This is a genomic window from Methylobacterium sp. 285MFTsu5.1 (assembly GCF_000383455.1).
Lineage (GTDB): Bacteria > Pseudomonadota > Alphaproteobacteria > Rhizobiales > Beijerinckiaceae > Methylobacterium.
The window spans coordinates 69,329-82,160 of sequence record NZ_KB911276.1; the positions used below are offsets into that span (position 1 = coordinate 69,329).

13 protein-coding genes are annotated in these 12,832 nt (G+C 73.1%); 8 read left to right on the plus strand and 5 right to left on the minus strand.

Translation table 11 applies throughout. The features are described from left to right. Positions 1 to 48: 48 nt before the first annotated feature. Positions 49 to 978 (minus strand): hypothetical protein, encoded by a 930-nt coding sequence (locus H288_RS0113070; protein WP_020093027.1) that lies wholly within the window; start codon positions 976 to 978, stop codon positions 49 to 51. Between the two features lie 288 nt (positions 979 to 1,266). On the opposite strand from H288_RS0113070, the gene H288_RS0113075 reads away from it, so the two are divergent. From H288_RS0113075 to H288_RS0113105, 7 genes are all read left to right on the plus strand, one after another. Next, positions 1,267 to 2,748, plus strand: coding sequence for an ATP-binding protein (locus H288_RS0113075; RefSeq protein WP_020093028.1), 1,482 nt, complete (start codon positions 1,267 to 1,269; stop codon positions 2,746 to 2,748). Beyond that, positions 2,745 to 3,419 (plus strand): response regulator transcription factor, encoded by a 675-nt coding sequence (locus H288_RS0113080; protein WP_012320334.1) that lies wholly within the window; start codon positions 2,745 to 2,747, stop codon positions 3,417 to 3,419. Before H288_RS0113075 ends, H288_RS0113080 begins: the two co-directional genes overlap by 4 nt. Before the next feature lie 3 nt (positions 3,420 to 3,422). Next, positions 3,423 to 4,106, plus strand: coding sequence for a thiaminase II (tenA, locus tag H288_RS0113085; RefSeq protein WP_020093029.1), 684 nt, complete (start codon positions 3,423 to 3,425; stop codon positions 4,104 to 4,106). Between the two features lie 16 nt (positions 4,107 to 4,122). Continuing rightward, complete coding sequence (locus tag H288_RS0113090; protein ID WP_020093030.1) at positions 4,123 to 4,914, plus strand: DJ-1/PfpI family protein; 792 nt, start codon at positions 4,123 to 4,125, stop codon at positions 4,912 to 4,914. A gap of 113 nt (positions 4,915 to 5,027) precedes the next feature. Next, entirely contained in the window at positions 5,028 to 5,489 is a 462-nt protein-coding gene (locus H288_RS0113095; RefSeq protein WP_020093031.1) for a TerB family tellurite resistance protein, read from the plus strand. 15 nt (positions 5,490 to 5,504) lie between these two features. Next, positions 5,505 to 5,909: a CidA/LrgA family protein gene (locus H288_RS0113100; RefSeq protein ID WP_020093032.1), complete on the plus strand. Its 405-nt coding sequence runs from the start codon at positions 5,505 to 5,507 to the stop codon at positions 5,907 to 5,909. A gap of 3 nt (positions 5,910 to 5,912) precedes the next feature. Further along, the gene (locus H288_RS0113105) at positions 5,913 to 6,629 is read left to right on the plus strand and encodes an LrgB family protein (RefSeq protein ID WP_020093033.1); all 717 of its coding nucleotides are present in this window, start codon (positions 5,913 to 5,915) and stop codon (positions 6,627 to 6,629) included. 20 nt (positions 6,630 to 6,649) lie between these two features. Here the strand turns inward: H288_RS0113105 and H288_RS0113110 are convergent, their stop codons facing one another. Then, positions 6,650 to 7,747 carry an NAD(P)/FAD-dependent oxidoreductase gene (locus H288_RS0113110; RefSeq protein ID WP_020093034.1) on the minus strand — a complete coding sequence of 366 codons (1,098 nt, stop codon included), beginning with the start codon at positions 7,745 to 7,747 and terminating at the stop codon, positions 6,650 to 6,652. Positions 7,748 to 8,050: 303 nt separating this feature from the next. Here H288_RS0113110 and H288_RS0113115 point away from each other — a divergent pair, with 303 nt between their 5' ends. After that, positions 8,051 to 8,458, plus strand: coding sequence for a MucR family transcriptional regulator (locus tag H288_RS0113115; RefSeq protein ID WP_026604910.1), 408 nt, complete (start codon positions 8,051 to 8,053; stop codon positions 8,456 to 8,458). 41 nt (positions 8,459 to 8,499) lie between these two features. Here H288_RS0113115 and H288_RS0113120 read toward each other — a convergent pair whose 3' ends face one another. The 3 genes from H288_RS0113120 to H288_RS0113130 form a co-directional block, all read right to left on the minus strand. After that, the gene (locus H288_RS0113120; RefSeq protein WP_020093036.1) at positions 8,500 to 11,172 is read right to left on the minus strand and encodes a glucosidase; all 2,673 of its coding nucleotides are present in this window, start codon (positions 11,170 to 11,172) and stop codon (positions 8,500 to 8,502) included. 113 nt (positions 11,173 to 11,285) lie between these two features. Then, positions 11,286 to 12,068 carry a fumarylacetoacetate hydrolase family protein gene (locus tag H288_RS0113125; RefSeq protein ID WP_020093037.1) on the minus strand — a complete coding sequence of 261 codons (783 nt, stop codon included), beginning with the start codon at positions 12,066 to 12,068 and terminating at the stop codon, positions 11,286 to 11,288. Between the two features lie 95 nt (positions 12,069 to 12,163). After that, positions 12,164 to 12,829, minus strand: coding sequence for an HAD-IA family hydrolase (locus H288_RS0113130; protein WP_020093038.1), 666 nt, complete (start codon positions 12,827 to 12,829; stop codon positions 12,164 to 12,166). Positions 12,830 to 12,832: the final 3 nt, after the last annotated feature.

Consider the following 12,832-nt stretch of genomic DNA (forward strand, 5'->3'; position numbering starts at 1 on the left):
CCGGCCCCGGCAGACGTCCGGCCCCGTGAGCGGGGCCGCCGCGGCGGATCAGAAGACGTTCTTGACGGCGTCACCGAGGGCGTCGACGCTCTCCTTCAGCTTCCGCCCGGCCGGCGCCAGGGACGGGAGCTTGATGCCGAGCACCTCGGTATCCTCAGCCTCGGCGGGCTCCGCCTGGGCAACGGTCGCGGTGGCGGCGCCCTTCGCCTTATCGGCGGTCCGCGTCGGCGCGGGCGTTTGGCGGGTCGCCGCCTTGGGCACGGGCTTCTCGGGGCGCTCGATCTTCTCGGCGCGCTCCGTCCTCTCCGATTTCCCGGAGCGCTCCGTCTTCTCGGCCCGCTCCTTCTTCTCGGGACGCTCGGCCTTCTCCGCGCGCTCGGTGCTCTCCGCCACCGGCTTCGGCGCGGCCGGCTCGACGAGCTCGCGGGCCCGGACCGTCTCGGAGGCGCGGGGCGTCTGAAGCGCGGCCGTGCGGCCCGGCGCCAGCGGCGCGACTTCCCGCGCGGCCGCGACCGGCGTGACGGGCGTCGGAACCGGGATGCGCTGCGTCGGCGCGACGGGGGCGGCGGCGACCTTCGCGGGCCGCGGGGCCGCCGGCCGCGGGGCGTCGGGCGCGGGCGGCGTCGGCGCGGGCGTGATCGCCGCGAACGCCTCCGGCAGCGACACCATCCTGAGCGCCGGTGTCTCCGGCTTGGCGGGCTGCGCCGGGGCGGCCGCCGCCTGGACGGAGCCCTTGATGGCGGGCAGCCCGTCCTTCAGCTCCGGCCAGTCCGCGGCCTGCCGGGACGCGATGATCTTCACGGGGGTCGGCGCCGCCAGGCCGGCCATCACCGTCGAGGCGGCGACGCCGAAGCCGACCAGCGCGCTCGCGCCGGCCACGCTGAACAGCACGACCTTGAGGTTCAGCGACGGCCCGGGCTTGGCCGACGGCGTCCGGTCAGGCCGGGTCTCGGACGGGTCGAGGTTGAGATCGATCATAGGCCGGGGTCTCTGACACGATACACGCCGCGCGCGACCGGGCTCCCCTTCACCGGCCGCCACACTCCGAGGATTCGAAGCTGGTTCGACTCTGGTGGCGATAGAGGAGCTGCAATACGGCGCAATGATGTCGGTCCGAATTGCCTGCCCAGCCAGTCCTGGCGCGGCTATCCACAAGATTACGCCACGCCGCTTAAGAATCGGTGTTCGCCCCGTCCGCGGCACTGGGGGCGGGGCGGCCTGAGCACGTCCGGGTCGCCACTCCGCCGGCCGCCCGCGGCGGGCGCCATGGACTTCGCCGGCGCGGTCGCTATGCGTCAGCGCGTGGATACCCGCCCGAACCTGTCCCCGCGTACCGAGACGGCCGAAGCGCCGGACGCTCCCCGGCTCCGCCGCTGGCCCTGGTCGGCGTGGTCCACCCGCGCGCGGCTCGTCGCGGTGGTCCTGCTGATCGACGCCTTCGCGGCCGTGATCTCCTGCGCGGTCATCGTCCTGAACGCCCGGTCGGCCGTGCGCGTCGAGACCCGCGCGTCGCTCGCGACCGTCGAGTCGCTAGTGGCCGACACGATCCGCCTGTCCGACACGGCCGCGCCCGACACGCTGCTCCAGACCCTCGACCTGCGCTTCAAGGTCCTCCGGCACGTCCGGGTCGCTGTGCTCGACGCGGACGGCGACGAGGTCGGCCGGCCGCTGCCGCCGCCGCGCGCCGACCGGGAGGCGCCGCGCTGGTTCGCCGACCTGATCATGCCGCCGATCGAGCGCCACGCCCTTCCGATCGTCGTCAACGGGCGGCGGCTCGGCACGGCGCAGATCACCACGCAGCCGATGGACGAGATCGACGAGATCTGGGGCTACGCCCGGGCGCTCTCGCTGACCACCCTGGCGATCAACGCCGCGATGCTGATCGCGCTCTACATCGCGCTGGGCCGGATCCTCGCGCCGCTGCGGCGGCTCGGCGCCGGCCTGACCCAGCTGGAGCACCACGACTACACCGCCCGCCTGGAGCCGCCCGGCGCCCGGGAGCTGGCCGTGATCGCCGAGCGGTTCAACAAGGTCGCCGAGGCCCTGGGCGAGGTCCGGGCCGCCAACGGCCGCCTCAACCGCCAGCTCCTGACCGCGCAGGACGACGAGCGCCGCCGGACGGCCCTGGAGCTGCACGACGAGTTTGGTCCGTGCCTGTTCGCCCTTGAGGCCAACGCCGCCTCGATCGGCCGCATCGCCTCCGGCACGGCCGAGCCGAGCCGCGAGAAGCTCGCCGCCCGGGCGGCCGAGATCAGCGCGATCGTCGGGCAGGTCCAGACCGTCAACCGGGAACTCCTGAACCGCCTGCGGCCGCACGGCCTCGGGCAGGCGCCCCTGGCGACCTGCCTCGACCTACTCCTGCGCGGCTTCGAGCAGCGCCATCCCGGCATCACCTTCGCGGGCCGCTTCGACGGGCTGGCCCGGGGCTACGGCGACCTCGTCGACCTCACGGTGTTCCGCTGCGTTCAGGAGAGCGCCACCAACGCCGTGCGGCACGGCGCCGCGACCCGGGTGGAGGCCGAGGCAGCCGAGACCGGCGGCCGGATCGACCTCACCATCCGCGACAACGGCACCGGAATCCCGCCGGAACACGGTACCGGGCTCGGTCTGTCGGGGATGCGCGAGCGCGTGGAGGCCCTCGACGGCACCTTCGCCCTTGACAATGCCGGCCCCGGGGCGATCGTCCGGATCACGATCCCCGTTCCGCCCGACCGGGGCGACGAGAACAACACCGCGCCGAGCGCATGAACGCCATCGCATCCCAGATCGACGCCGCCGCCACGCGCCTGCCGGTTCTCGTCATCGATGATCACCCCATCGTCCTGCAGGGCTGTCGACGCGTGCTGGAGGATTCCGGCGTCGAGACCATCGCGGAGGCGACGACAGTCGTCGGCGGCTACCGGATCTTCCACCGGCTCCGCCCGCCGGTCGTGATCTGCGACCTGACCTTCCAGGGCAGCGGCATGGCCGGGCTCGGCCTGATCCGGCGGATCCGGGCGGTCGCGCCCGAGACGCGCATCCTGGTCTTCAGCATGCACAACGACCCGGTGATCGTCGCCCGCGCCCTCGAGGCGGGGGCCCTGGGCTACGTCCTCAAGGACCACGCCTCGGCCGAGCTGTTCGAGGCCTTCGCCAAGGTCCGCGTCGGCGAGGTCTACCTCGACCGGCGCCTCGCCACCGAGGTGGCGATGCTGCGCGCCGACGCCCGCCGCGCGCCGGAATCGCAGCTGACCCCCCGCGAGCAGCAGATCCTGGCGCGCCTCGCGCAGGGCCGCTCCTACGGAGCCATCGCGGCCGACCTGTCGGTGAGCTACAAGACCGTGACGAACGCCTGCTCGCAGATGCGCCAGAAGCTCGGCGTGCGCACCCTCGCCGAGCTGATCCACGTCGCCGTCACCCACGCGCAGCGGCAGGGCTAAGCCGTGGCATCCCCCGGACCTGACGACGCCTTCTCCTGGGAGGCCTGGGCGCGCAACGCCGCCGCCTACGAGACCATCCGGTCGATGCCGTTCAACGCCGAGCTCGCCGCCGGCACGCTGCCGCAGGACCGGTTCCGGCACTACATCGTGCAGGACGCGCACTACCTGATCGGCTTCGGCCGGGCGCTGAGCCTCGCCGCCGCGAAGGCGCCGGATCCGGACACGATCGTGCAGTTCTCCCGCGCCGCGCAGGAGGCGATCGTGGTCGAGCGCGCCCTCCACGGCGGCTTCTTCCGCGACTACGGCATCGGGCCGGACACCTTCGCGGCCACGCCCCTGACGCCGGCCTGCGACCACTACGTCAGCTACCTCACGGCCACCGCCTACGCCGAGCCCTACGCGGTCCTCTGCGCGGCCCTGCTGCCCTGCTTCTGGATCTACAAGGCGGTCGGCGACGACATCTTCGCCCGCGCGCAGCCCGACAACCCGTATCGCGCCTGGATCGACACCTACGCGGGCGACGATTTCGCCGCAGCGGTCGCGGCCATGATCGCCGCCACCGACTGCGCGGCGCGGGACGCGTCGGAGGCCGAGCGCGCGCGGATGCACCGGGCGTTCACGCAGGCCACCCGGCTCGAGTGGCAGTTCTGGGACAGCGCCTACCGCGACGCGGCCTGGGCCCTGTGACCCGCCCGGCGCGCCCGTGACCGCGCCGGACGCCAGCCGCCGCGATCTCGTCGCCGCCGCGCTCGCTGCAGCCCTCGCCGCGCCGCTCCGTCCGGCCCTGGCCGCCGGCGCCGGCGATCCGGCGCCGATCCCGCCGGATCGGCCCGTCCGGATCGCCATGCTGGTCTATCCGGGCCTCACCGCGCTCGATCTCGTGGGGCCGCAGACCTTCCTCGCCGGCCTCGCCCCCGGCAGCCTCCACCTCGTCGGCGCGGAGCCCGGGCCGGTGACGAGCGACACCGGCCTCGTCCTGGTGGCGACCCACGGCTTCGCGACCTGCCCGGCGGACCTCGACGTCCTGTTCGTCCCCGGAGGCGACGGCACCCCCGCACAGATGGGCGACGCTGCGCTCCTCGCCTTCCTGCGCGACCGCGCCGCGCGGGCCGGCTGGATCGCCAGCGTCTGCACCGGGTCGCTGATCCTCGGGGCGGCGGGCCTGCTGCGCGGCTACCGCGCGACGTCCCACTGGAGCGTGCGCGACGCGGTGCTGCCGCTCCTGGGCGCCCGTCCGGTGGCCGAGCGCGTCGTCTTCGACCGCGACCGCGTCACCGCGGCCGGGGTCTCGGCGGGGCTCGATCTCGGGCTGGCGCTCGCCGCGCGCCTGCGCGGGGATACCTACGCCCGCACCGCGCAGCTCGTCGCCGAGTACGCCCCGGCGCCGCCCTTCCGCGCCGGCACGCCCGCCGAGGCCGGGCCGGCGACCGTCCGGGCGGCCGAGGCGATCCTCGCGCCGCTGGTGACGGGGGCGGAGGCCGCAGCGCGCCGGTGAGCGCCGCGCCGGCGATGCAACCGGGACACGGTCCGGCGCGACGTGCGGCGGCGTGCTTGACGGCGCGCCGCCGGGGCCCGAACTGTTGCGGTGCACGATCCCCCGGAGCCGCCATGTCCCTGATCGCACGCCTGCGCGCCTACGCGGCCGAGGCTCTCGGCGTCGGCACGCAAGAGACCGTGGACGAGACGCATCTCGCGGCCACCGCGCTCCTCGTCCACGTCGCCCGCGTCGACGGCATCCTGGCGCCGGCCGAGAGCGAGCGCCTCTCGCGCCTCGTGCAGGGCCACTACGCCGACGGTCCGGATGCGGCGCGGGCGCTGATCGAGCGCGCCGCCGCCATGGATTCGGAGGTGCGCGACGTGGCGAGCCTCGTGGAGATGATCCCGCACGAGGCCGACCGGTCCGAGCGCGAAGAGCTGCTGACCATGGCGTGGTCGGTGGCGGCGGCGGACGGCAACGTCGACGAGTTCGAGGAGGCGCTGGTCGAGCGCCTCGGCCGCCTGCTCGGCTTCGACGAGGCCGCCATCGCGGCGGCCCGCCGCAGCGGACAGCAGGGCGTCGCGGCCGCGTAGTCCCGGCCGCCCGCGATGATCGCCAGCCTGGCCCTGATCCTGCTCGCGCAGCTGCTGGGCGAAGCCCTCGCGCGCGGCGCGGGCGTCCCGATCCCGGGGCCGGTGATCGGCATGGGCCTGATGTTCGCGTTCCTGCTGCTGCGCGACAATGCCCGCCTCGGCCTACCGCGCGTGCTGCCGAAGCCGCTGACCGACGGGACGCTCGAGACGACCGCGCGCGGGCTGCTGATGAACCTGTCGCTCCTGTTCGTCCCCGCGGGCGTCGGCGTCGTCGGCCGCCTCGACCTGCTGCGGGCGCAAGGCGCCAAACTGGCCCTCGTGCTGGTCGTCTCGACCGCCCTGTCGCTGCTGGTCACCGTCCTGGTGTTCCGCGCCGTCGCCGCGCTGGTCGAGCGGCGCGGGACCGACGGGGAGCCCTGACGGGTGGCCGGCGACTTCTCGCTCTGGGTCTACCTCGCCAAGACGCCGCTCCTGTGGCTGACGGTGACGCTGACCGCCTACGTCCTGGCGGACCGGATCGCCGCCGTGACCGGCCGGCACCCGATCGCCAACCCCGTCCTCATCACCGTCGTCCTGGTGGGGGCGGTCCTGGCCGTCACTGGCACGCCCTACGGGGCCTATTTCGAGGGCGCGCAGTTCGTCCACTTCCTGCTCGGGCCCGCCACCGTGGTGCTGGCGATGCCGCTCTACGAGCGGCGGGCGACCGTCCTGCGCGCCCTCGCGCCGATGCTGGCGGCCCTCGCCGCCGGCTCGGCCACCACCCTCGCCGTGGTGATCGGCCTCGCGCGCCTCCTCGACATCCCGCAGCCGATCCTCGTCTCGCTGGCCCCGAAATCCGTGACCTCGGGCGTCGCGATGGGCATCGCGGAGGCGCTCGGCGGCGACCCGACGCTCACGGCGATCCTGGTGATCCTCACCGGCATCATCGGGGCGATCCTCGTGACGCCGATGATGAACCTCCTGCGGATCCGCGACATGCGCGCCCGCGGCTTCGCGGCCGGGCTCGCGGCCCACGGCATCGGGACGGCCCGCGCCTTCCAGGTCAGCGAGGTCGCCGGCACCTTCGCGGGCATCGCCATGGGGCTCAACGCCTTCCTGACGGCGATCCTCGCGCCCCTGGCGCTGCACCTGCTGTTCTGAGCACCTGCTGTTCTGAGGCCTCAGGCGTCCAGCCGGTCGGCCACGGCCTCGGCGAGCGACAGGCTGGAGGTCAGGCCGGGGCTCTCGATCCCGAACAGGTGGACGATCCCCGGCAGGCCGTGCTCGGCCGGCCCGTCGATCCGGAAGTCGGCCGCCGCCTCGCCGGGCCCGGTCAGCTTCGGCCGCAGGCCCGCGTAGTCCGGGTACAGCGCCCCGTCGGGCAGGCCGGGCCAGTAGCGCCGGATCGCGCCGTAGAAGGCCTCGGCGCGCGCGGGATCGACCCGGTAGTCGAACCCGTCGACCCACTCCACGTCGGGCCCGAAGCGGGTGCGGCCGGCGAGGTCGAGGGTGAGATGGATTCCGAGGCCGCCGTCGATCCGCGGCGCCGGGTAGATCAGCCGCGAGAAGGCCGGCTTGCCGGTGCAGCCGAAGTAGTTGCCGCGGGCGAGGCGCAGCGTCGGGACGCGCTCGGCCGGGTAGCCCTCCGTGCCGGCGGCCAGGGCCGGGGCACCGAAGCTCGCGGCGTTGACCACCGCGTCGAAGGCCATCGTGCCGGGCTCGGCGCCGCCGAACGCGGCCCGCCACTGCCCGTCCCGCCGTGCCAAGCCCTCGACCGGGGTGCGCAGGGCGAGCGCGCCGCCGTGATCCTCGATCGCCCCGAGCAGGGCGAGCATCAGCGCGTGGCTGTCGACGACGCCGGTGCGTGGCGAGTGCAGCGCCACCGTGCAGGCGAGATTCGGCTCCAGCTGCCGGGCGGCGCGTCCGTCGAGGAGTTCGAGGCCCGGGACGCCGTTGGCCTCGCCCTGGCGTCGGATCGCCGCGATCTTCTCGGCCTCCGCGTCGTCGGACGCGACGATCAGCTTGCCGCACGCGCGATGCGGGACGCCATGACTCGCGCAAAAGTTGTATAATTGGCGGGCGCCCTCGACGCAGTGGTGCGCGCGCTCGGATCCGCCCGGGTAGTACATGCCGGCGTGGATCACTTCCGAGCTGCGGGACGAGACCCCCGTTCCGAAGGCGTCCTCGGCTTCCGCCACGATGACGGCATGCCCGCGCAGCGCGAGTGCCCGCCCGATGGCGAGTCCGACGACGCCGGCTCCGACGACCAGGGCCTCCATGTCTTCGCGTTCTCCAACGCGCCCGGTTGGGCAGGTGAGTCCTCAATACCGCACTTGAGCCGGAACAACGACGCGCCCGTTGATTCGTCGTTGACCCTAAATCTCAATCCTAAGTAGAAATATCGGCGCGATAAATGCGCGGCTCGGTTGTAGCGGCGGCGGACTGGCCCATAATGAGGCCATCCGCCGCCTCCGGCCGAGGCCGAGAACGTCTCAGGGACATGCACCGGCCGTCGGCGGCGAAGAGCCCGACGGAAACCGACGAGAGCCACATCCGAAACACGTAGAATCGAGGTGACGACCATGCAGATGACATCGCCGAGCGTCGAACTCGCCGCAAAGATCCTGAGCGCCTACGTCACGCGCAACAGTGTCCCGGCGGGAACGCTGCCGGACCTGCTCTCCGAGGTACACCGCTCGATCACCGCCCTGGACCAGCCCGCGGAGCCGCAGGTCCGGCGGCCGACCGAGGCGCAGATCCGGGCCTCGATCCGGCCGGACACGCTCATCAGCTTCGAGGACGGCAAGCCCTACAAGGCCCTGCGGCGTCACCTGACGATGCGCGGCCTCACGCCCGAGGCCTACAAGGCCAAGTGGGGCCTGCCCGTCGATTACCCGCTGGTCTCGGCGGTCTACAGCGCCCGCCGCTCGACGATCTCCCGCCAGATCGGCGAAGGCCAGCGCCTGCGGATGCAGCAGGCCGCGGAGTAAATGGGCGTCGGTCGCCGGCGCGCGAGCCCGGCGACCGGTCCTCACGGCCAGCCCGGGTTCTGCGCCTCGGCGGCGGCGGTCGCCACTTCCTGGATCAGCAGGGCCACGAGCCCGGACCATCCGGTCTGGTGCGACGCGCCGACCCCGCGGCCGCTGTCCCCGTGGTAGTACTCGTAGAACAGGACGTGGTCGCGGAAATGCGGATCCTCCTGCTCGATCCGGCTGTCGCCGTAGACCGGCCTGCGCCCGTCCGGGCGGCGGGTCGAGAGGCTGATCAGCCGCCGTGACAGGTGGGCGGCGATCTCCCGGAGCGCGTAGGTCCGGCCCGACCCGGTCGGCGCTTCGACTCTGAAATCCGGGCCGTAATAGTCGTGGAAGCGGTTCAGCCCGGCGATGAGCAAGTAGTTGACCGGCATCCACACCGGTCCCCGCCAGTTCGAGTTGCCGCCGAACAGCCGCGAGCGCGACTCGGCCGGCTCGTAGGCGAGCCCCAGGTCCCGCCCGTCCCAGGCGAAGCAGAACGGCTCGTCCGCGTAGACGCGGGACACGGCGCGCAGCCCGTAATCCGAGAGGAACTCGTTCGGGTCGAGGGCGCGGTGGAGCAGCGCCTTCAGCCGGTGCCCGCGCAGCAGCGACAGCAGCGCCGTCTGGCCCTCGCCGGGCTCGTTCCAGCGCGAGACCAGGGTCGCGAGGTCCGGGCGGTTCTTGAGGAAGAACACCATTCGGCTGCGCAGGGACGGCAGCCGCGCGAGGTCGCACTCGTTGATCACCGCCACCGCGAAGATCGGGATCAGGCCGACCATGGTCCGGGCGCGGATCGGGAGGCGCTGCCCGTCGCGCGTCTCGATGACGTCGTAGAAGAAGCCGTCCGGCTCGTCCCACACGCCCGCTCCCGTGGCTCCGGCGATGAGGAGGAAGTGCTCGAAGAACTTCTCCGCCATGTCCTCGAAGGTCGGGTCGTCGAGCGCCAGCTCGATGGCGATCCGCATCAGGTTCAGCGCGTAGGTCGCCATCCAGGCCGTCGCGTCGGACTGGGTCAGCGTGGCGCCGTCGCCTACCGGCTTCGACCGGTCGAAGATCCCGATATTGTCGAGGCCGAGGAAGCCGCCCTGGAACAGGTTGCGGTCGTCGGAATCCTTCCGGTTCACCCACCACGTGAAGTTAAGGGTGAGCTTGTTGAAGATCCGCTTGAGGAAGGCGTGGTCCGGCTGGCCGGTGAGCGCCCGGTCCAGCTCGAACACCCGCCAGGCGGCCAGCGCGTGGACCGGCGGGTTGGCGTCCCCGAAGCCCCACTCGTAGGCCGGCAGCGCGGCGTTCGGGTGGGTGTAGGCCTCGTCGACCAGCAGCAGGAGCTGGTTCTTGGCGAAGTCCGGGTCGATGAGCCCGAACACGATCGCCTGCAGGGCGAGGTCCCAGGACGCGAACCAGGGATACTCCCAGGCATCCGGCATCGAGATGATGTCGTTGGCGCGCAGGTGCGACCAGTCGCTGTTGCGGCCGTGTCGCCGCTCCGGCGCCGGCGCGGGCTGCGCTGGGTCGCCGGCGAGCCACTCGCGCACGTCGTAATGGTAGAGCTGCTTCGACCAGAGCATGCCGGCGAGCGCCTGCCGCTGCACGAGCCGCATCTCGGGATCGGCGATCGGCGCCTGGAGCGCCCCGTAGAAGTCGTCGGCCTCGCCCTCGCGGGCGGCGAAGACGGCGTCGAAATCCGCGAAGGGCGCGCCCGGCGCGGTCTCGGCGCGCAGGCGCAGGCGCACGGTCCGAGTCTCGCCGGGGCCGAGATGCAGGTCGTAGCGGGCGGCGCACTTGGTGCCGGACAGGGCGTTGACGGCGGCCCGGTCGCCGCCCACGACGCACCGGTCGATCCCGTCCTTGTAGAAGCCCTCGGCGGGGCCGCTGCCGAACAGCCGGTGCGTGTTGGTCTCGTTCTCGGTGAACAGCAGGTCGCCCGCGCCCTCGGCGAAGAACCGGAAGGTCGGCAACTCGGGGTGGCGCGCCCAGACCGAGCCCTCCGACCCGGCCATCAGCTCCGGCTTCGGCGTGCCCTGCTTCCACGACCACGTGTTGCGGGCCCAGAGCTGCGGCAGCAGCGTCAGGGCGGCCGGGTCCGGGCCGCGGTTGGTCGCGGTCACCCGCATCAGGATGTCGTCGGGGGCGGCCTTGGCGTAGGCGATCTCGACGTCGAAGTAGCGGCCCTCGTCGAACAGGCCCGTGTCGAGGAGCTCGAATTCCGGATCGTCGAGGCCGCGCCGCGCGTTCTCATCGACCAGGCGCCCGTACGGGAAGGCGGCCTGCGGGTACTTGTAGAGCATCCGCATGAAGGCGTGGGTCGGGATCCCGTCGAGGTAGTAGTAGAGTTCCTTGACGTCCTCGCCGTGGTTGCCCTCCTGGTTAGTCAGGCCGAACAGCCGCTCCTTCAGGATCGGGTCGCGCCCGTTCCACAGCGCCAGGGACAGGCACCAGTTCAGGTGGCGGTCGCCGAAGCCGCCGATCCCGTCCTCGCCCCAGCGATAGGCGCGGGACCGGGCGTGGTCGTGGGGCAGGTAGTCCCAGGCGTCGCCCTTCGGGCTGTAATCCTCCCGCACCGTGCCCCATTGCCGGTCGCTGAGGTAGGGCCCCCAGCGGCGCCACGCCGGATCGGAGCGGGCCTCCACGAGACGGCGGCCCTCGGCGGTCTCGAAGAGGTGCGGCGGCACGCCGTCGGGCTTGGTCATACGCGCGCTGCTCCTGCCCCCGCGGATCCGTACCGGATAAAGCCGCGACGCCGGCAGGGAAAGTCAACGCCCCGCCGCAACCGGATCTCCGCGGGGGATCGCGCGACGCGCGATCACACGATGCGGATCGACAGGTCCGGCAGGCCCTCGATCGAGCCGGCGAGCACGTCCCCACGGACGACCGGCCCGACATTCTCGGGCGTTCCCGAGAAGACGATGTCGCCTGCCTTCAGCTCGAAGGCCCGCGACAGCTCGGCGATCTGCTCGGCGACCGACCAGATCATGTCCGACAGGTCGGCGTCCTGCCGCACGGTGCCGTTCACGGCGAGCCGGATGCGGCCGCGCGCCGGATGGCCGACCCGGGCGACCGGCAGGATCGGCGTGATCGGCGCGGACTGGTCGAAGCTCTTGCCGATCTCCCAGGGCTTCTTCTGGTTGCCCATGCCGCGCTGGAGGTCCCGGCGGGTCATGTCGAGGCCGGTGGCGTAGCCGTAGACGTGGTCGAGCGCCTGCGCGGCCGGGATGTCGCGCCCGCCCGACTTCAGCACGGCCACGAGCTCGATCTCGTGGTGGTAGTTCTGGGTGAGCGACGGGTAGGGATGGTCGGCGACGCCGCCCGCGACGACCTGCACGGCATCCGCCGGCTTCTGGAAGAAGAAGGGCGGCTCGCGCGACGGGTCGGAGCCCATCTCGCGGGCGTGGGCCGCGTAGTTCCGGCCGATGCAGTAGATCCGGCGGACCGGGAAGACCTGCGCCTCGCCCAGGATCGGGATGATGGCCTGCGGCAGCGGGAACAGCGGGGCCGGCTGCGCCTCGGCGGCCGCGGCGGGGCCGAGGCCCGCGGTGGCGCCGGCGGCGACCGCCCCGAGCGCGCGGCGTCGACTGATCGTCACCATGGCCGTGTCCCTTCACCGCGATCCGCGCGGCGCAAGCGGGCGATACGACCGGGCGGGGCCGGCCGCCAGCGGATCCGCGGCCGGGATGGAGAGGCTCAGGCGGTCCGTGTCACCCGGATCCCCTCCGGGGCCGCCGCGACGCGCAGCCCGGTGTAGTCGGCGATGGTGGGATGATTGGTCCTCACCGGCTCGTGATGGGTCGCGGTGACGACCACGACGGCCGCATCCGCGGCCTCGGCCGCCCGGATGCCGGCCGGGGCGTCCTCGAACACGAGGCAGTCCGGCGCCGCGACGCCGAGGCGCCCGGCCGCCAGGAGGAAGCAGTCCGGCGCGGGCTTGCCCCGCGCCACGTCCTCGGCGGCCACCAGAAGGTCGGGGACCGGCATTCCGGCCGCCGCGAGGCGGCGCTCCGCCAGCCGCCGGGGCGCCGAGGTGACGATCGCCCAGCGGTGGCGCGGCAGCGCCTCCAGGAAGGCCTGCGCCCCCGGGATCGCCACGATGTCGTCGACATCCGCCATCTCGGCCTCGGTGATCGCGGCCGCCTCGGCCACGGGATCGACGCCCGGCAGGTTCAGCCGCCGGATGGTCTCGACCGACTGCACGCCGTGGATCGTCGGCAGGAAGGACGCCGCGTCGAGGCCGTGCGCCTCGGCCCAGCGCGACCAGATCCGCTCCGCGGAGGCGATCGAGCTGATGATCGTCCCGTCCATGTCGAACAGGAGCGCCGCCAGGGGGCGCGACGGGAGGGCTGACTCGGGCATGGG

What these genes read in the sequence shown, in the direction of transcription:
- H288_RS0113070 (WP_020093027.1), bottom strand. Translation starts at nt 978, where the DNA reads ATGATCGATCTCAACCTCGACCCGTCCGAGACCCGGCCTGACCGGACG.
- H288_RS0113075 (WP_020093028.1), top strand. Translation starts at nt 1,267, where the DNA reads ATGGACTTCGCCGGCGCGGTCGCTATGCGTCAGCGCGTGGATACCCGC.
- H288_RS0113080 (WP_012320334.1), top strand. Translation starts at nt 2,745, where the DNA reads ATGAACGCCATCGCATCCCAGATCGACGCCGCCGCCACGCGCCTGCCG.
- H288_RS0113095 (WP_020093031.1), top strand. Translation starts at nt 5,028, where the DNA reads ATGTCCCTGATCGCACGCCTGCGCGCCTACGCGGCCGAGGCTCTCGGC.
- H288_RS0113100 (WP_020093032.1), top strand. Translation starts at nt 5,505, where the DNA reads ATGATCGCCAGCCTGGCCCTGATCCTGCTCGCGCAGCTGCTGGGCGAA.
- H288_RS0113110 (WP_020093034.1), bottom strand. Translation starts at nt 7,747, where the DNA reads ATGGAGGCCCTGGTCGTCGGAGCCGGCGTCGTCGGACTCGCCATCGGG.
- H288_RS0113115 (WP_026604910.1), top strand. Translation starts at nt 8,051, where the DNA reads ATGCAGATGACATCGCCGAGCGTCGAACTCGCCGCAAAGATCCTGAGC.
- H288_RS0113120 (WP_020093036.1), bottom strand. Translation starts at nt 11,172, where the DNA reads ATGACCAAGCCCGACGGCGTGCCGCCGCACCTCTTCGAGACCGCCGAG.
- H288_RS0113125 (WP_020093037.1), bottom strand. Translation starts at nt 12,068, where the DNA reads ATGGTGACGATCAGTCGACGCCGCGCGCTCGGGGCGGTCGCCGCCGGC.
- H288_RS0113130 (WP_020093038.1), bottom strand. Translation starts at nt 12,829, where the DNA reads ATGCCCGAGTCAGCCCTCCCGTCGCGCCCCCTGGCGGCGCTCCTGTTC.